Raw genomic sequence first — 17,400 nt, 5'->3', positions numbered from 1 at the left:
TCCTTAGGCGTTCATCGCCGCCCAGACGCGCGATGGCGACACGGGCATATCTACATGATCAACTTTGTGGCCACCGGATTGCAGCGCGTCAACCACAGCGTTGACAACTGCGGGTGGTGAACCGATTGCACCAGCCTCGCCACAGCCTTTCACGCCCAGTGGGTTATGCGTACAAGGCGTCTGGCTGGAGTGGTCGACACTGTAGAACGGCACATCGCTGGCACGCGGCATCGCGTAATCCATGTAAGACGCGCTCAAGAGCTGACCGTTTTCATCATAAGCCGCGTTTTCCAACAGCGCCTGACCGATGCCTTGGCCGATACCGCCGTGAACCTGACCATCAACGATCATCGGGTTCACAACATTGCCAAAGTCATCTGCGGCAGAGAACGCCTCGATGGTGACTTTCCCGGTCTCCGGATCCACTTCAACCTCACAGGCATAAGCGCCAGAAGGATATGTGAAGTTAGCCGGATCATAAAACGCCGTCTCTTCCAGGCCCGGCTCAATGTCCTCCAATGGGTAGTTATGAGGCACATAAGCGGCCAGTGTCACATCACCCCAGGCCACGGATTTGTCCGTGCCCGCGACGGAGAATGTACCGTCTTTCAACTCGATGTCCGCTTCAGCAGCTTCAAGCAGGTGTGCGGCGATTTTCTTGGTTTTGGCAATGATCTTCTCGGTCGCGCGGACCATCGCAGAGCCACCAACCGCAAGCGAGCGGGAGCCATAGGTACCCATCCCCATTGGGGCTTTGTCGGTGTCGCCATGCTCGATCTCGACCATGCTTTCGTCGATACCAATCATTTCGGCAATCACCTGCGGGAAGGAGGTTTCATGCCCCTGCCCATGGCTGTGGCTGCCTGTCATGACGACCAGACCACCGGTCGCATTCACACGGACCGTTGCACTCTCATAAAGACCCGCCCGCGCACCAAGCTGACCAACCAGATTGGACGGCGCGATGCCGCAAGCCTCAATGTAGCAATTCACACCAAGGCCACGCAGTTTACCACGCGCTTCGCTTTCTTTGCGGCGCGCTTCGAAGCCCGAGAAATCAGCGATCTTCTCAAGTGCATCCATGGTGCCGTGATAATCACCGGTGTCATATTCGACCGCCACCGGCGTGGCATAGGGGAACTCCGTGATGAAATTCTGGCGGCGCAGCGCGATCGGATCAACTCCAAGCTCGCGTGCGGCTTTGTCGATCACCCGCTCCAGCTGATAGGTCGCTTCCGGGCGACCCGCGCCGCGATAGGCGTCAACAGGCACCGTGTTGGTGAAGACCGCTTTGACGTTTACATAAATCAAGGGCGTCTTGTAGTTCCCCGCCATGAGCGTGCCATGCAGCCAAGTCGGAACCGATGGCGCGAAGGTGCTGAGGTAGGCCCCCATGTTCGCATGGGTATCGGTGCGAATGGCCGTGAAGTTGTTTTCCGCATCCAGCGCCAATTCGATCTTGGTCACGTGGTCGCGGCCATGCGCATCAGAAATGAAGGCTTCAGACCGTGTTGAGGTCCATTTCACCGCACGGTTCAGCGCTTTGGCCGCAAAGGTGCAGAACGCTTCTTCGGCGTAGTGGAAGATCTTGGTCCCAAACCCGCCACCAACGTCCGGCGCAACCACGCGCAATTTATGCTCAGGAATGCCCAACACAAATGCGCCCATCAGAAGGCGGATTACATGGGGATTCTGACTTGTGGTGTAGAGCGTGCTGTCACCGGTGCCACGGTTGAAATCACCAATCGCAACGCGTGGTTCCATCGGGTTGGCAACAAGCCGGTTGTTGCGCAGCTCCAATGTGGTCACATGCGCCGCCGCCTCAAAGGCCGCATCAACCGCAGGTTTGTTTTCTTCAACAAATCCCCAGTCATAGCAAAGATTGGAGGTCAAATCGTCGTGAACCTTGGTGGCCCCGTCCGCCAGCGCGGCTTTCATGTCCACAACGGCTGGCAGCTCCTCCAGATCAACTTCGATGGCCTCAGCCGCATCGCGCGCCTGCTCAAGCGTTTCGGCAACCACAGCGGCGATCTGATCGCCAACATAACGCACCTTGCCTTGCGCCAGCACCGGGTGCGCGGGTTCCTGCATCGGCTCGCCGTGACGGTCCGTCACCTGCCAGCCACAAGGAATGCCACCCACACCTTCAAAATCCGCACCGGTGAAAATCTTCAAGACGCCTGGCATGGCCGCGGCGGCTTCGGTGTTGATGGACGTGATCCGGCCATGCGCAACATCGGAGCGCAGGAAGTGCACATAGGCCTGCCCGCTCACATTGATATCGTCCGTATAGTTGCCGGTCCCACTCAGGAACCGCACGTCTTCGCGCCGCTTGGGGCTGGCGCCGATGCCATGATCTTTTGGCATGTCTTTCCTCCCTAATAACCGGGGTGGTGCGCGCATCTTGCGGCTCTCGACGCCCGGTCCGTGATCTCAAACACGTTCGTCCGCGCCTCCTCCTGCGCAGCGAACAGTCTTATTCGGCAGCGATGCTGCTCACGTCCTGACCGCTGGCCGCCATGATCGCCTTGACGATATTGTGGTAGCCTGTGCAGCGGCAGATATTGCCTTCCAGATGATGGCGCACCTCTGCCTCGGTTGGCTTGGGATTGGCTTTGAGCAGGTCTGCTGCGGACATGATCATGCCCGGCGTGCAAAAGCCGCACTGAAGACCGTGATGATCCTGAAAGGCCTGCTGCAGAGCATTCAATGTGCCATCAGCCGCAGCCTGACCTTCGATGGTCGATACGTCTGCCCCGTCTGCCTCCATGGCCAGCATGGTGCAGGATTTCACTGCAACGCCATCCACATGCACAACGCAAGCGCCGCATTGGCTTGTGTCGCATCCAACGTGTGTGCCTGTCAGGCCCAGGGTTTCTCTCAAAAATTGACTGAGCAAAGTGCGTCCTTCGGCATCTCCGGACATTTGCTTGCCGTTCACAGTCATGGTGACCTGTGACATTGGCTCCTCCCGCATTAGTGGCTTTGTCATTGCTCAGGAGTAAAGCAGCCCCCTTGGCGATTGAGAACCCGCTTTTTCAAAGGATCGGGAGAATGCGTTTAGACATTGGTCGTATGTGCATAAAAAACCGAGCCTGCTGCGGTTAAACACCTTTCTCGCGTGGCATGGGGCGCGTTGGGATCTCTTTGAGTAATCCGCCAACTCCCATGGCCGCGATGTCACTGTGGCTGACCTCTTCGCCACAGACAACGCGTTCCAAAACCCAATCCGCACCATTTAGCGCCGGAGATCGGGCGCAGCCTGGCAAACCGATCACCGGCTTTTCACCCAAGCGGCCAAGAAACAAAAGGTTTCCCGGATCCACCGGCATGCCAAAGCGCTCCACAGTGCCCCCGGCCTCACGCAAAGCCTGCGGGGCCACATCCAATGTGTCCGACGTTGCCGAGGCCGTGAGCACAAAAATAACCTGACCTGTCACCTGCTCAATCGCGCTGGCCAGCGCGCCGACCTCATGGGCGACAAGCACACGCGGCGACAACGTCATACCCATGCGCTCCACACGCCCAGCCATCGCGCGGCGACCTTTGTCAGAAGGCGTATCGCCAGCGATTGTGGTCTCAATCAGCGTCGCAGAAGAGAAAATCGGAGGATGCAACACGAGAGCGTCCTCAACCACAGAACAGACAGCATCCAGCGCTGCCTGCGGCACCGCATAGGAGATGATTTTTATCGTTGCGACCATACCATCCGCATCGACACGATGGCGGTCCGGCACGGTCGCCAATGTGATCATGGGATCAACGCTATTGATATGATTGACCATATCCGCATTGATGCGCACCAAACCACAGCCTTTGGCGTAGAGATTGACCCGCCCGGCACCTGCGCCGGTGGCCCGAAATCCCGCGCGCGCTTTGCCTTCCAGCAGAACAGATGCCAGTTGCGCGGCCGCAGAGTCTTCATCCACGTCACCATCTTCCAGCCGCGCAACGGTGACTGTTTCCATTCCTGCGCGGGCCAAAGCAGAAAGTTCCTCGGAGGTGAGACAGGTTCCTTTCGGAACGCGCGTGGGTTTGTCATCGGCCCTTGATGCAGGCAGCACCAAGGAGTGCGCGAGAATCGCCCCTTCCGCTTCTGCAAGGGCAACAGAGCCGAACTTCATGCGCCTTTCCTCAACACGCGGAGCAGTTCGCCCATAATCGAAACAGCAATCTCTGCGGGGCTGGCCGCGCCGATGTCCAAGCCAATCGGCCCGTGAATACGCGCAATCTGCGCTACCTCAAATCCGGCCTCTGCCAGACGCTCCACCCGTTTTGCATGGGTGCGCGTGCTTCCAAGCGCCCCGATATAAACAGCTTTGGATTTTAGAGCGATGTGCAACGCGGGGTCGTCCAACTTCGGGTCATGGGTCAGCAATACAAGCGCGGTGCGTGCATCAAGCCCGATTTGCTCCATCGCTTCGTCAGGCCAATCCTCGATGATCTTCTCGCCGGGAAACCGCGCCTCTGAGCCAAAGGCGGAACGCGGGTCAACGATCACCGGATCAAACCCCGCAATGCGTGCCATGGGCACCAGCGCTTGTGCGATGTGGACCGCACCAACCACAGCCACTCTCAAAGGGGGATTGTGGATGGCAACAAAACGCCCGTCTTCCTCAACGCCAGATCGGTCCATGCGGAAGCGCTCTTCAAAACCTTCCGTGATGAGCGCGCCACCTCCGGTTTCAGCATCACACACATAGGCCACCGCTTTACGGGCCGCACGGGCGGCCACAAGCTCAGCCAGCACCTCTTCACCCAAAACCGCCCCCACCGGCTCCACCAAAACCTTGATGGTGCCCCCGCAGGCAAGGCCCACAGCAAACGCATCGCCATCACTCACGCCAAATTCCAGCAGGGTGCCTTTGCCGCTGTCGAGTGCGTCCATCGCTTCGACCATCACCGCGCCTTCGACACAGCCGCCTGAAACCGAGCCTTCGATCTGCCCGTCACCGGAGACCACCATCTGCGCGCCAACACGTCGAGGCGCGGACCCCCAGGTCTCCACCACCGTTGCCAGCGCTGCGCCTCGTCCTGCGCGGTGCCACTCCAACGCCAGCTCGGGCGCGTCTTTAGGTGATTGGCTCATGATGATCTCCCTCGTCTCGGCTGAACATGGGGGAGCCCTTTGCGTAACACAAGACCACTTGGCCTCGCTCCCATCGCACACAGGCACGCCAGCTTATTGAATTCCCTGCAAAAGCCGCGCCTTCTCTCCGATGTCATCCGGCCGAGACAAAGCCTCCGCCAAGGCCTCGATAGACGCAATAGAATGGCCAGCGCGAAAGCTGTCCACATGGGGCAGCATGGCGCGAATGCCTTGTGCTTTGGCGGCAAACCCCTCCCACCGCAGCAAAGGGTTGAGCCAGATGAGCCGCCGCGCAGACAGATGCAGACGTTGCATCTCTTTGCTGAGATCCTCGGGGGCACCGCGATCCAGACCGTCCGATATCAGCAGCACAACTGCGCCCTGCCCCATCACCCTACGTGACCAATCCCGGTTAAAGGCGTGCAGACATTCGCCAATCCGCGTACCACCTTCCCAGTCCTGCGCCTCAGCACCAGCGGCGGCCAAGGCAGCATCCACATCCCGGGTTGCGAGATGGCGTGTGATGTTGGTCAGCCGCGTGCCGAACGTGAAGCCATGCACCCGCGCCCATCCCGCGCCCTTTTGATTGGCCACGGCATGCAGAAAATGCAGCACCATGCGGCTGTATTGACTCATGGAGCCGGAAATATCGCAGATCACCACAAGATTGGGCCAGCGCGTGCGGCGGCTCTTGCGCGCGATTTCGGAGAGATCTCCTCCCTGTCGCATGGATTTGCGCATGGTGGCGCGCCAATCCACGCCCGAGCCAAGAGGATCCGCTTTGGTACGCCGGGATTGAATGGGCTGCACAGGCAATTTTAGCCGCGCCAGCATGCGCTTGGCCTGGGCAACTTCATCGGTGCTCATCTGCTCAAAGTCCAGCGTGCGCAGCTTTTCCTCTGATGACATCGTCATGGAGGCGTCAATCTCGATCTGTGTGCCGTCTTCCTCCTGCGTTTCCGCCTCCGGCAGCTCAGCGTTTGCGCCGTCAAGCAGCGCCTCCGCGGCGCGTTTCTCCCCTGCTTGGGCTGTGCGATCTTCCTGCACGCCGCGCACGGCGGGCAGCATCATGGACATCATGTGCTCAAGATATCGCGGGTCTCGCCAATAAAGCCGGAACACCTGCGCAAAGGTGGTGCGGTGCTCAGGGCGTGACACAAAACACGCATGCAGCGTCCAATAAAAATCCTGTTTGCTGGTGAAACCTGCTGCCTCAACAGCCTGTATCGCATCCAGCAGTCGCCCCGGGCCAATCGGCAAACCGGCTTTGCGCAAAGCCCGTGCAAACCACGTGATGTTCTGCGTCAGCTTGGGGTCTTCCGGAATGTCGAGCGGGAGGTATTCAGGCATCGTGCCAAACGGGGGGCCAGCCCCCCGCACCCCCCGGGATATTTAAGGCAAGAGGAAACATCAGGCCGGCTCCAAGGACGCGCGCACTTCGTCCAGAAGCCGCTTGGCCTCAGATCCCTGTAGCTTTGCGATATCGTCTTGATACTTCAGAACCGCGCCGAGCGTGTCCGCAATCACCTGCGGGCTGAGCGTCAAAACATCGAGCGCCAGCAGACATTTGGCCCAATCAATGGTTTCCGCGACACCGGGTTTCTTAAACAGATCTTCGGTGCGCAGCTTCTGCACAAAGGCCACGACCTCCCGGCTCAGACTGGCGGCTGCCTCCGGCGCACGGGCCTGTAAAATAGACATCTCGCGCTCAAAGTCTGGGTAATCCACCCAATGATACAGGCAGCGGCGCTTGAGCGCGTCGTGGACCTCACGCGTCCGGTTGGAGGTGACAATCACGATGGGGGGCTCTGGCGCTTTGATTGTGCCAAGCTCCGGAATCGTCACCTGAAAATCGCTCAATGCTTCCAGCAAAAAGGCTTCAAAAGGCTCATCCGTCCGGTCCAGCTCATCAATAAGGAGCACCGGCGCCCCGGCAGGGTCAGACCGCATGGCTTTGAGCAGCGGGCGTTCCACGAGGTAGTCCTGACTAAAGAGCTCTTCCTGAAGCGCAGCGCGATCTGCGCCGCCGCTTGCCTCCGCGGTTCGGATTGCCACCATCTGCGCTGCAAAGTTCCATTCATATACAGCGCTGGCCGCGTCCAATCCTTCGTAGCATTGCAGACGGATCAAATTGCGATTGAGGGCCGCCGAAAGCGCCTTGGCGATTTCGGTTTTGCCGACACCCGCCTCTCCTTCAAGAAAAATCGGACGCCCGAGGCGCAGAGCCAGAAAAACCACCGTTGCCAATGGGCGGCCACAGACGTAGCCTTCCGCCGCGAGCATGGATTGAACCGCGTCAATACTTTCAATGGCTTGCATAAGTCCCCGCCTTGCGTCCCGCATCATAAATCACCGCGTCAGGCTGCACAGCCCATGCAGGAAGGTCAAGCGCAGGGGGCTGGGACAAAAGTTGTAGAAAAACCGCGCCGCTCCACATTTCTGCCGCAAATGGTTCCTATTCTGTCCGGCAAGAGCCAAAAATGGACGCCACACAACCGGACAAACCGGGCGCCAAAGGGAAAAGAAATGCAGGATTCACCCAATGGGTTTGACACGCCAATGCTCGGCCTGTCCAAAGCGGCTTGGCTGCGACAGCTGAAGGATGTGGTTGAAAAACATGGCCATTTCCTACCTTTGGGCCGACAACACTGCGCCACGCTGATCGAAGACAAACCTGTCCTCTTGGTGACCTTTGAAACCATTGACGGCATTCAGTCACGTGCGGACACCGGGCAGCCGCTGGGCTGGGAGCTGGTTCGTGAGCTGGGCTGGTCACATCTTTGTATTCTCAGCAATGGCGACACCTGGTTTCGCGATCCGGCGGTGTATGCCTATTTTGACCAACTGAAAGCCGATGGCTTTTTTGAGCGCTTTGACGAAGTGGTGTTTTATGGAACAGGCCCCTGCGGTTATGCCGCGGCGGCCTTCTCTGCGGCAGCCCCAGAAGCGCAAGTTGTGGTGGTACAGCCGCAAGCGACCCTCGCGCCAAGACTGGCTGGCTGGGACCACCGTTTCCCAAAGGCGCGGCGACTGGCGTTTGAGGGACCATACGGGTTTGCCCCTCAGATGGCGGCCTCTGCGGACCGGTGCTTTGTGATCTATGATCCGCGTGAAGCTCTGGATGCGATGCATGCGACGCTCTTTTCCATCGACAACAGCACCCTCCTCCCAACGCCCTTTCTTGGTGCCGCGATCGAAAACGATCTGCTGGAGATGCAAATCCTCTATCGGGTTCTTGTGAAAGCCGGGGCGGGAACACTCAGCCGCGGCGCCTTTTACAAGCTTTATCGGGCGCGGCGGGGGCATTTGCCTTACCTCAACCGCCTGCTGGATGCGGTGAGCGGGAAAAAGCGGCCCTTTGTCAGCGCCCTGCTCTGTGCCAATGTGGCACGTCGCCTGAAAGCGCCGCGCTTCCTGCGGCATCTGAATGGATTGGCGCGGGCTGCCGAGCAAGGGCGGCTTGCAGGCTAAACGCCCAAAACCATCACATCAAAGGCTAGCCAGCACACCTGCTTTTGTGTAAGGCGCAGGCATGACCCAAAGCCTGACGATTGCCCGCCCCGATGACTGGCACCTGCATCTGCGCGATGGCGCGATGCTGAAAGCCGTTCTGCCTGAAACCGCTCGCCATTTTGCCCGCGCGATCATCATGCCGAATCTGGTGCCACCTGTGGTGACCGGCGCGCAGGCCGCAGCCTATAAAGACCGCATTATGGCGGCGCTGCCGGAGGGCATGGATTTCGCCCCTCTGATGACGCTTTACCTCACCGAGGACAGTGACCCCGAAGATATCGCAGCGGCACATGCCAGCGGGCTGATCAAAGCCGTGAAATTGTATCCGGCTGGCGCAACCACGAACTCTGCAAGCGGCGTGGCCAACTTCAAAAACGTGCGCGCGGCTTTGGAAAAAATGGCCGAGATCGGCCTGCCGCTCTGTGTGCATGGCGAGGTCACCGACCACGACATTGATATTTTTGATCGCGAGGCGGTGTTTATCGACCGCGTTCTGGATCCGATCCGCAAAGCCACACCGGGTCTGCGCGTTGTGATGGAACATATCACAACCAAGGACGGTGTTGCCTATGTGCAAGACAATGCGACCGATCTGGGCGCAACAATCACCACGCACCACCTGATCATCAACCGCAACCACATCCTCGTGGGCGGCATCAAACCGCACTATTACTGCCTGCCTGTGGCCAAACGCGAAGAGCACCGCCTGGCCCTGCGCGCAGCGGCGACTTCGGGGGATGCACGGTTCTTCCTTGGCACCGACAGTGCACCGCATGTGGACGATTTGAAAGAAAACGCCTGTGGCTGTGCGGGCTGCTTCACCGCGACCAACACAATGGCGCTTCTGGCTCATGTGTTTGAAGAAGAAAACGCGCTTGAGAATCTGGAGAAATTCGCAAGCCGCAATGGCCCGAGCTTCTATGGGCTGCCTGTGAACGACGCCAAGCTCACGCTGACCAAAGGCGCCGAAGCCGCCGTTTTCCCAGAGAAAATTGAATGCTCTGACGGGCCGGTCACTGTGTTTGATCCGGGCTTTGACGTGTTCTGGAACGTCGCCGACCAATAACTGCTGCCAAAGGACATTGAGATGATCCCAACCGCCTTCCCGCCGAAAGAAGAAATTGCCCGCCTGACAGCCCGTATGCTGCTGGAAATTGGCGCGGTGAACTTCAACACCGATGAGCCTTACACGCTGGCCTCCGGCCTGCCGTCCCCAAGCTATATCGACTGCCGCAAGCTGATCTCCTTCCCGCGCATCCGTGCCACGCTGATGGATTTCATGACCGTCACCGTGATGCGCGAAGCCGGATTTGAGGCGTTTGACAACATCGCTGGCGGCGAAACCGCAGGCATCCCTTTTGCCGCATTGGTGGCAGAGCGCATGGCGCTGCCCATGACCTATGTGCGCAAGAAACCAAAGGGTTACGGCAAGAACGCCCGCATCGAAGGCGCGATGAGCGAAGGCGAGCGCGTGCTGTTGGTGGAAGATCTGACCACCGATGGCGGCTCCAAGCTGTCTTTTGTGGATGCGATCCGCGAGACCGGTGCAAGCTGTGGCAACACCGCAGTGATCTTCTACTATGACATCTTCCCGGAGACCGAGAAAACCCTCGGCGACCATGGGGTGGCGCTGCACTATCTCTGCACCTGGTGGGATGTGCTGGCCGAAGCCAAAGCGCAGGGTGCCTTCTCTGAAGAGACGCTGGCGGAGGTGGAAACCTTCCTCAAGGATCCGCGCGCCTGGCAAGAGGCCCGCAAGAACGGCTAAGGCCAACCCATCGGCAAAATCTGTCTCACGCCGGCCTGATGTGCGGGCGTGAGAACGCTGCTTTGACCCTATATGTTGACGAGGTGCCGCTTCGTTTGACAATATCGGGTGGACAGCAGTTATCCACAGGTGTTCCACAGAAACATACAGTTTGCCCGGCATAAGTGCGGTTGTTACAACCGACGCTTAGGGGGCAGTTGGGCAAGATCATGAACGAAATTTCGAGTATCAATCCGGGCGCTGAGGCAGCACCTGAAGAAGACCCAATGCCTCATTCCATTGAGGCTGAGCAACAGCTTCTGGGTGCGATTCTGACCAACAACGACATCTTTGACCGGGTCGCCTCGATCATCACCTCCGAGCATTTTTATGAGCCGGTGCATGCGCGGATTTTTGAGGTGGCTGCGGCGCGGATTGCGAAGAACAATCTGGCCTCCCCTGTGACGCTGAAGGCCTTTCTGGAAGACGACGAAGGCCTGAAAGAACTGGGTGGTCCGGCGTACCTGCTGCGTCTGGCGGGCGCGGCAATTTCTGCTTTTGCGGCAGGGGATTACGCACAGATCATCTATGATCTGGCGATGCGGCGCGAGCTGATTGGGCTGGGCAATGACATTGCCACCAGAGCCAAGAAAGCCGACATCAAACTGGAGCCGAAAGAGCAGATCGTTCAGGCCGAACAGGCGCTCTACAAGCTCTCGGAGCAAGGCTCCTCAGAACGCGGGTTTGTGAGCTTTCTAAAGGCGGTTACAGAGGCTGTGAACACCGCCAACGCCGCCTATCAGCGGGAGGGTGGTCTTGCCGGGATTTCCACCGGTCTGATTGATCTGGATAAGAAGCTCGGGGGCCTGCACCCGTCAGACCTTCTGATCCTTGCGGGACGTCCCTCGATGGGGAAAACCTCGCTGGCCACCAACGTCGCGTTTAACGTGGCCAAAGCCTACAAGAAAGGTATCAAGCCGGATGGCTCTGAAGGAGCCGTTGAAGGCGGGGTGGTTGGCTTCTACAGCCTTGAAATGTCAGCAGAACAGCTGGCTGCGCGTATCCTGTCTGAGGCGGCTGAGATCCCCTCTGAGCAGATCCGTAAGGGGGACATGACCGAGGAGGAATTCCGCCGGTTTGTGCAGGCCGCGAAAGACCTTGAAGCCTGCCCGCTGTTCATTGACGACACCCCAGCCCTGCCGATTGCGCAGTTGGCGGCGCGGGCGCGGCGCCTCAAACGGACCCACGGGCTTGATCTGTTGATCATCGACTATTTGCAGCTTTGCCGCGGCACAGCAGACAACCGGGTGCAGGAGATCGCGGAGATTTCCATGGGCATGAAAGCCATCGCCAAGGAGCTCAATATCCCGGTGATCGCGCTGTCCCAGCTTTCGCGTACGGTGGAGAGCCGCGACGATAAACGCCCACAGCTCAGTGACTTGCGGGAATCGGGCTCGATCGAGCAGGACGCCGACGTGGTGATGTTCGTGTTCCGTGAGGAATACTATGTGGAGCGTGAAAAGCCTTCGGATGACCGTCTGGATGAGATGGCCGCCTGGCAGGAGCGCATGGAGCGTTTGCACGCCAAGGCCGAGGTGATTTTGGGTAAGCAGCGACACGGCCCGATTGGCACGGTGGAGCTGAGCTTTGAGGGGCGGTTCACCCGCTTTGGCAACCTTGTGCAGCCCTGGCAGCAGGGAGGGGCGGAGGAGTACTGACCTCCGCGTTTTTTTTGAGCGAACGAATCAAAAGGTAAACGGCGTCTCAGCGCCAAAACGGGACGTCGGTATCGCGTCGGTATCCCTACGGTATTGCGTAGGTGCCATTTTCACAAAGCCGCCAAATCGAGATCGTTTATGCAGCGGACGTTGCGCAACAGCGAAACAGAGCCCCGCATCCGAAAATTCGCCACGTCTTAGCCCTTGACCTTGTGCGGTGAGGCGTCAACAAACGCCTTCATGGCTACTGCAACTTTGACAATTGATCTGGACGCGCTGCTGCACAACTGGCGGGCGCTGGATGCGCGCACAAGCGCAGAGACCGCCGCCGTGGTGAAGGCGGATGGATATGGTTTGGGCGCGGACCGCGTGGCGCGGGCTTTGATGCGCGCCGGTGTGACCCGCTTTTTCGTCGCTGCCGCCGAAGAAGGCGCGTCGCTGCGACAGGCGGTGGGACCGGATCCGGAGATCAATATCTTCAGCGGTCATATGCGCGGCGACACCGATATGATCAGCGATCTGGGGCTGACCCCGATGCTGAACTCGGTGGATCAAATCGTTCGCCATGTGGAAGCCCTGCCCGCGCACCCGTTTGGCGTGCAGCTGGACACAGGTATGAACCGTCTTGGGCTGGAAGCGCCGGAGTGGGACGCGGTGCGCGAATTGGTGCTGCAACGCGGGCCAACGCTTTTGATGTCGCATCTGGCCTGCGCCGATGATCCGGAGCATCCGATGAACCCGCGCCAGCTTGCCGCGTTCAAAGAGATGACCGACGGGCTGGATGTGCCCCGCTCGCTGGCCGCAACCGGCGGTATTCTCTTGGGGTCTGATTATCACTTTGATCTGACCCGTCCGGGTGTGGGGCTCTATGGCGGGATGCCCTTCGTTGAAGCCACGCCGGTAACAACGCTCAGCATCCCTGTCATTCAGGTGCGCGATGTGCCGGCAGGCGAAAGCGTGGGTTACTCCAACACCTGGATTGCCGAGCGTGACAGCCGCGTGGCGACCATTGCCGCAGGCTATGCGGATGGCATCATCCGCGCCATGGGCGAAAAGGTCGACGTGTTTGCCGGTGAGGCCCGCTGTCCGCTGATTGGCCGTATTTCGATGGATATGATCGGCATTGATGTGACCGACCTGTCAGAAGAACCCCGTGAGGTGGAGCTGCTGGGCCAGCACCAGTCGGTGGACACACTGGCCGATGCGGCAGGCACCATCGGCTATGAAATCCTGACCTCCATGGGGCAGCGCTATCAGCGCCGCTATAAAGTGTCATGAGTGTTCTGCTCAAACCTCTGAATGCGATTGGCCGCAACACGCTGTCGATCCTCAACACCATCGGGGATGTGGCGCTGTTCCTTTGGGGGGCGTTGAGCCATATCTTCCGCCCGCCGTTTTACGGCCGCGAGTTTCTCAATGCGCTGTTTAACATCGGCTGGCTGAGCCTGCCTGTGGTGGGCATGACCGCGATCTTCACCGGCGGTGCGCTGGCGCTGCAGATCTATGACGGCTCTTCGCGGTTTTCCGTGGAAAGCGTGGTGCCGCAAATCGTGGCCATTGGTATGGTGCGCGAACTGGGCCCAGTGCTTGTCGGCCTGATGGTGGCCGCGCGGGTGACAAGCTCGATTGCCGCCGAGATCGCCACCATGAAGGTGACCGAGCAGATTGACGCGCTGGTGACGCTGTCGACCCATCCGATGAAATATCTGACCGCGCCACGTGTGCTGGCCGCCGCGATTGTGGTCCCGGTGCTGGTGGGCATCGGCGATGTGATTGGTATTTATGGCGGCTTTCTGGTGGCCACGGAAAACCTTGGCTTCAATCCAGCCAATTATGTGCGGAACACCACAAACTTCCTGCATCTGAATGACATTGTCTCAAGCCTTGTGAAAGGCTGCGCCTTTGGTGTGATCTCTGCGGTCATGGGCTGTTACTTCGGGATGAACTCCGGCCGCGGCGCACAGGGTGTGGGCCAGGCCACCAAAAGCTCGGTGCAGGCCGCAGCTGTGTTGATCCTCGCCGCGAACTTTGTGCTGACAGGGCTGTTTTTCTCCTCATGATCCGCTTTGACAACGTCCATAAGAGCTTTGGCCCCAAACAGGTGCTGCGCGGGGTGAACCTTGAGATTGCCAAAGGCAGTTCCATGGTGATCATCGGCGGCTCCGGCACCGGGAAATCGGTGATGCTGAAGTCGGTGCTGGGGCTGGTGAGCCCGGACAGCGGCCAGATCATGGTGGATGGCAAAGACACCACCCACGGGGACCGCGATGCATTTCTGGCCCAGTTTGGCATGTTGTTTCAGGGCGGCGCACTGTTTGACAGTATGTCTGTCTGGCAGAATGTGGCCTTCCGCCTGCTGCGCGGCAGCCTGAAACGCCCCAAGGCCGAGGCGCGCGAGATTGCCATCGAAAAGCTGCGCCGCGTGGGGCTGACACCGGATGTGGCGGATCTCTACCCGTCCGAACTTTCCGGCGGGATGCAGAAACGTGTGGGCTTGGCCCGCGCGATTGCGGCGCAACCTGACATCATCTTCTTTGATGAGCCAACCACCGGGCTGGACCCGATTATGTCGGGCGTCATCAATGACTTGATCCGCGAAATCGTGGTGGAGATGGGGGCCACGGCCATGACCATCACCCACGATATGAGCTCTGTGCGCGCGATTGCCGACAATGTGGCCATGCTGCATGGCGGGGTGATCCAGTGGACCGGCCCCGTGGCGGATATGGATGCCAGCGGCGATCCTTATGTGACCCAGTTCATTTCGGGCAGCGCCGAAGGCCCAATCGAGGCGGTGCGGTGAGTGCTCTCGCTTTAGGAGATCAGCCCACCTAAGGCACACGGCATAATTTAACCTTTTATCAACCTTCTGTTCTCAGAATGTTCTGCGTGTATTGGTAAAAGGTATATTGGTATGCCAGAAAACGAGCCGCAGACGCCGGTCAATCAGGTTATTGGCACGACGGGCGACGACACCCTCACCACAGGCGCGGGCGTGGACAAGATAAACGGCCACGCCGGGGATGACACCATCACATCGGGGGCGGGCAATGACCTCGCCGCCGGGGATATGGTGGGCAATGAGTGGATCTTTGTCGATGGGCGCTGGGTTTATAACCCTGACGCCATTGTCTCCAACGGGGATGCCGCCAACCGCAGCTACAATGACGTGATTTCAACCGGCGCCGGCGACGACGTTGTCCTGGGCAACGGAGGGGAGGACTTGCTCTCCTCCGGCGCAGGGGACGACACCGTGAACGCAGGCACCGGGAATGACACGGTGGACGGCGGTACAGGCGACGACCTGCTCAATCTGGAAGACGGCCACGATGTGGCGGTCGGCGGAATGGGCGCGGACACGGTGAATGCCGGGGCGGGTCACGATCTGGTTTTTGGCGATTTGCAGAACAACAACCTGCTGAGCGGATCAGGCGGCGGCGCCGCCACGCTCAGTCAGATGGCCGCACAAAGCGGCTGGTCCTTGAGCGAGGCAGATGGCGAAACCGCCCTCAGCCAGTCGGTGCAAACCGAGGCTGGCGAAACATATACTGTTAGCTTTGAGTTGGCCGCCAACCTTGCCGGTGGCGCGGCCTGCGGCAAGGTCGAGGTGCTCTGGAACGGAGAGGTTATCGGCACGGTGGAGACCACCTCCGGTGTGTTTGAAACCCATAGCTTTGAGGTCTCAGGCACGGGCGAGGCCGGCGGGCTGACCCTGCGAGAAGTGGCCCCGCCAGAAACGGACTCCGAGATTATCTTTGTTGGCCCCGTGCCCTATTACCTCAAGGAAGTCACAGTCGGCGCAGACACAACCCATGTTGCGGCTTTTGCCCCCGGGCAATCCAAACTTTTCCAGATGATCGACGGGCAACTCAATGTGTTTGACCCGGAAACCGAGCAATATGAACTGGCCGGCCACCCAACCGGGCTGCGCATCAATGCCATTGGGTTCAACACCGAAGATGACCTGATCTACGGCATCGCCAAAGCCAACGGCACCGACGCGCTTGGCAATCCCGTCTCCATACGGGATTTGGTGATGGTCGATGCAGAAGGCTACGCCTACCGGGTCGGGGAAACACCGGTGGCGGACTATGTGGGCGATTTTGATGACGAGGGGAACCTCTGGACCTTCCAAACCAGCCTCAACCGCGTCACCAAGATTGATGTGGACACCCTTGATGCCAATGGCAATCCACAGGCGATCAACTACGATCTGCCGGACGGGCTGTTTCGCGGGCGTTCCTATGACGTGGCCTATAACGCGCAGGACGGCGCATTTTACGCGGTGGAATCCCCGGGCCGCAATGGCGAGCCGGGTGCGGTGCACCGCATCGATGTGTCTGATGTGCCCAACGGCGGCAGCCCCGCCATCAGCTCCGTGCCCATCACTGCGACGCTTTATGATGATGGCATGAGCTCCGGCATGCCCAAAGGCGCCTATGGCGCAGTCTTCATGGATGGCGAGGGCAACCTCTATTTTGGCCTCAACCGTGGTGACCATGATCTGGATGGCAGCACCGCCGCCGAAGGGGGCATCTACCGCGTAGAGGTCGACTGGGCTGCAGGCACCGCCTATTCCGAATTCATGGCCGAAGCCCAAAGCACCGGCAGCAACGATGGTGCGGTCGACCCGCGCGCGCCTGATCCATTCGCCCCTGTGGATACTGACAGCACGATCCTGCTGCGCAACCCGCAGCTGCTCAGCGATCAGGGCGGCAATGACGATCTGCGGGGCGGCGAAGGCGACGACACCCTGCACGGCGGCGGCGGTGACGACACGCTCTACGGTGGCGCGGATGATGATGCCTTGCATGGCGATACGGGCAGCGACCGCATCATGGCCGGCACAGGAGATGACTTTGCAAGCGGCGGCGCAGGCAATGACAATCTCACAATGGGTGAAGGCGCTGATACCGCCGAGGGCGGCGCGGGGCGCGACTATATCCACGGCCAAAGCGGCAACGACAGCCTTTCCGGCGATGGCGGAGATGACAAACTGGTCGGCGGCGCCGGGGCGGACACGATCTCAGGAGGCTCGGGCAATGACCACCTCTGGGGCGGCAATTGGTGGAAAGACGGCGATGCGGACACTTTTGTCGCCTCCGCTGGCGACGGGCGCGACATGATCCATGACTTTGAGGTGGACCACGATGTGATCGACCTCTCAAGCTATGACATCAGCTATGATGATCTGCGGGCCCATATCCAGGATCAGGGCTGGGCCACGGTGATCGACCTCTCCGCCCTCACCGGCGGCGAAAGCAATGACCGTTTGATCCTGAAATCTGTTGATCCGGACGATCTGGACGAAACAAACTTCCTGCTCTGAGGCC

14 protein-coding genes are annotated in these 17,400 nt (G+C 59.5%); 8 read left to right on the top strand and 6 right to left on the bottom strand.

From position 1 onward, the window contains the following. Nucleotides 1–3: 3 nt before the first annotated feature. From J7399_RS19185 to J7399_RS19160, 6 genes are all read right to left on the bottom strand, one after another. Entirely contained in the window at nucleotides 4–2,367 is a 2,364-nt protein-coding gene (locus tag J7399_RS19185) for a xanthine dehydrogenase family protein molybdopterin-binding subunit (RefSeq protein WP_209065287.1), read from the bottom strand. A gap of 109 nt (nucleotides 2,368–2,476) precedes the next feature. Next, complete coding sequence (locus J7399_RS19180) at nucleotides 2,477–2,962, bottom strand: (2Fe-2S)-binding protein (RefSeq protein WP_209065288.1); 486 nt, start codon at nucleotides 2,960–2,962, stop codon at nucleotides 2,477–2,479. Nucleotides 2,963–3,104: 142 nt separating this feature from the next. Then, nucleotides 3,105–4,124 (bottom strand): molybdopterin-binding protein, encoded by a 1,020-nt coding sequence (locus tag J7399_RS19175; RefSeq protein ID WP_209088958.1) that lies wholly within the window; start codon nucleotides 4,122–4,124, stop codon nucleotides 3,105–3,107. Next, a complete protein-coding gene (locus tag J7399_RS19170) occupies nucleotides 4,121–5,089 on the bottom strand; it encodes an XdhC family protein (protein ID WP_209088955.1) in 969 nt (322 codons plus the stop codon). Before J7399_RS19170 ends, J7399_RS19175 begins: the two co-directional genes overlap by 4 nt. A gap of 93 nt (nucleotides 5,090–5,182) precedes the next feature. After that, on the bottom strand, nucleotides 5,183–6,439 hold the full coding sequence (locus J7399_RS19165; protein ID WP_209088952.1) for a VWA domain-containing protein: 1,257 nt from the start codon (nucleotides 6,437–6,439) through the stop codon (nucleotides 5,183–5,185). A 60-nt stretch (nucleotides 6,440–6,499) separates the two neighbouring features. Continuing rightward, complete coding sequence (locus J7399_RS19160; protein ID WP_209088949.1) at nucleotides 6,500–7,408, bottom strand: MoxR family ATPase; 909 nt, start codon at nucleotides 7,406–7,408, stop codon at nucleotides 6,500–6,502. 207 nt (nucleotides 7,409–7,615) lie between these two features. Here J7399_RS19160 and J7399_RS19155 point away from each other — a divergent pair, with 207 nt between their 5' ends. The 8 genes from J7399_RS19155 (at nucleotide 7,616) to J7399_RS19120 (ending at nucleotide 17,396) form a co-directional block, all read left to right on the top strand. After that, complete coding sequence (locus J7399_RS19155) at nucleotides 7,616–8,560, top strand: phosphoadenosine phosphosulfate reductase (protein ID WP_209088946.1); 945 nt, start codon at nucleotides 7,616–7,618, stop codon at nucleotides 8,558–8,560. Between the two features lie 61 nt (nucleotides 8,561–8,621). Beyond that, nucleotides 8,622–9,668, top strand: a complete 1,047-nt coding sequence (gene pyrC / locus J7399_RS19150; protein ID WP_209065294.1) for a dihydroorotase — start codon at nucleotides 8,622–8,624, stop codon at nucleotides 9,666–9,668. Nucleotides 9,669–9,689: 21 nt separating this feature from the next. Beyond that, nucleotides 9,690–10,370, top strand: coding sequence for an orotate phosphoribosyltransferase (locus J7399_RS19145; RefSeq protein ID WP_209088943.1), 681 nt, complete (start codon nucleotides 9,690–9,692; stop codon nucleotides 10,368–10,370). A 209-nt stretch (nucleotides 10,371–10,579) separates the two neighbouring features. Next, nucleotides 10,580–12,067: a replicative DNA helicase gene (locus tag J7399_RS19140; RefSeq protein ID WP_209065296.1), complete on the top strand. Its 1,488-nt coding sequence runs from the start codon at nucleotides 10,580–10,582 to the stop codon at nucleotides 12,065–12,067. Between the two features lie 240 nt (nucleotides 12,068–12,307). Then, a complete protein-coding gene (gene alr, locus J7399_RS19135) occupies nucleotides 12,308–13,345 on the top strand; it encodes an alanine racemase (protein ID WP_209065297.1) in 1,038 nt (345 codons plus the stop codon). Beyond that, entirely contained in the window at nucleotides 13,342–14,127 is a 786-nt protein-coding gene (locus tag J7399_RS19130) for an ABC transporter permease (RefSeq protein ID WP_209065298.1), read from the top strand. The genes alr and J7399_RS19130 overlap by 4 nt, the downstream gene beginning before the upstream one ends. Then, a complete protein-coding gene (locus tag J7399_RS19125; protein WP_209065299.1) occupies nucleotides 14,124–14,870 on the top strand; it encodes an ATP-binding cassette domain-containing protein in 747 nt (248 codons plus the stop codon). Before J7399_RS19130 ends, J7399_RS19125 begins: the two co-directional genes overlap by 4 nt. Nucleotides 14,871–14,981: 111 nt before the next feature. Beyond that, nucleotides 14,982–17,396 (top strand): calcium-binding protein, encoded by a 2,415-nt coding sequence (locus J7399_RS19120; RefSeq protein ID WP_209088940.1) that lies wholly within the window; start codon nucleotides 14,982–14,984, stop codon nucleotides 17,394–17,396. Nucleotides 17,397–17,400: the final 4 nt, after the last annotated feature.

Origin of the sequence: Shimia sp. R9_1 (assembly GCF_017743775.1) — a bacterium.
In the GTDB taxonomy this organism is placed as follows: Bacteria; Pseudomonadota; Alphaproteobacteria; order Rhodobacterales; family Rhodobacteraceae; genus Shimia.
The sequence above is the reverse complement of the archived record's forward strand: the minus strand, read 5'-3'. Positions and strand labels throughout refer to the sequence as shown.

Coding starts and splice junctions, on each gene's coding strand:
- J7399_RS19130 (WP_209065298.1), top strand. CDS start 13,342: ATGAGTGTTCTGCTCAAACCTCTGAATGCGATTGGCCGCAACACGCTG.
- J7399_RS19145 (WP_209088943.1), top strand. CDS start 9,690: ATGATCCCAACCGCCTTCCCGCCGAAAGAAGAAATTGCCCGCCTGACA.
- pyrC (WP_209065294.1), top strand. CDS start 8,622: ATGACCCAAAGCCTGACGATTGCCCGCCCCGATGACTGGCACCTGCAT.
- J7399_RS19180 (WP_209065288.1), bottom strand. CDS start 2,962: ATGTCACAGGTCACCATGACTGTGAACGGCAAGCAAATGTCCGGAGAT.
- J7399_RS19140 (WP_209065296.1), top strand. CDS start 10,580: ATGAACGAAATTTCGAGTATCAATCCGGGCGCTGAGGCAGCACCTGAA.
- J7399_RS19170 (WP_209088955.1), bottom strand. CDS start 5,089: ATGAGCCAATCACCTAAAGACGCGCCCGAGCTGGCGTTGGAGTGGCAC.
- alr (WP_209065297.1), top strand. CDS start 12,308: ATGGCTACTGCAACTTTGACAATTGATCTGGACGCGCTGCTGCACAAC.
- J7399_RS19120 (WP_209088940.1), top strand. CDS start 14,982: ATGCCAGAAAACGAGCCGCAGACGCCGGTCAATCAGGTTATTGGCACG.
- J7399_RS19175 (WP_209088958.1), bottom strand. CDS start 4,124: ATGAAGTTCGGCTCTGTTGCCCTTGCAGAAGCGGAAGGGGCGATTCTC.
- J7399_RS19160 (WP_209088949.1), bottom strand. CDS start 7,408: ATGCAAGCCATTGAAAGTATTGACGCGGTTCAATCCATGCTCGCGGCG.
- J7399_RS19125 (WP_209065299.1), top strand. CDS start 14,124: ATGATCCGCTTTGACAACGTCCATAAGAGCTTTGGCCCCAAACAGGTG.
- J7399_RS19185 (WP_209065287.1), bottom strand. CDS start 2,367: ATGCCAAAAGATCATGGCATCGGCGCCAGCCCCAAGCGGCGCGAAGAC.
- J7399_RS19165 (WP_209088952.1), bottom strand. CDS start 6,439: ATGCCTGAATACCTCCCGCTCGACATTCCGGAAGACCCCAAGCTGACG.
- J7399_RS19155 (WP_209088946.1), top strand. CDS start 7,616: ATGCAGGATTCACCCAATGGGTTTGACACGCCAATGCTCGGCCTGTCC.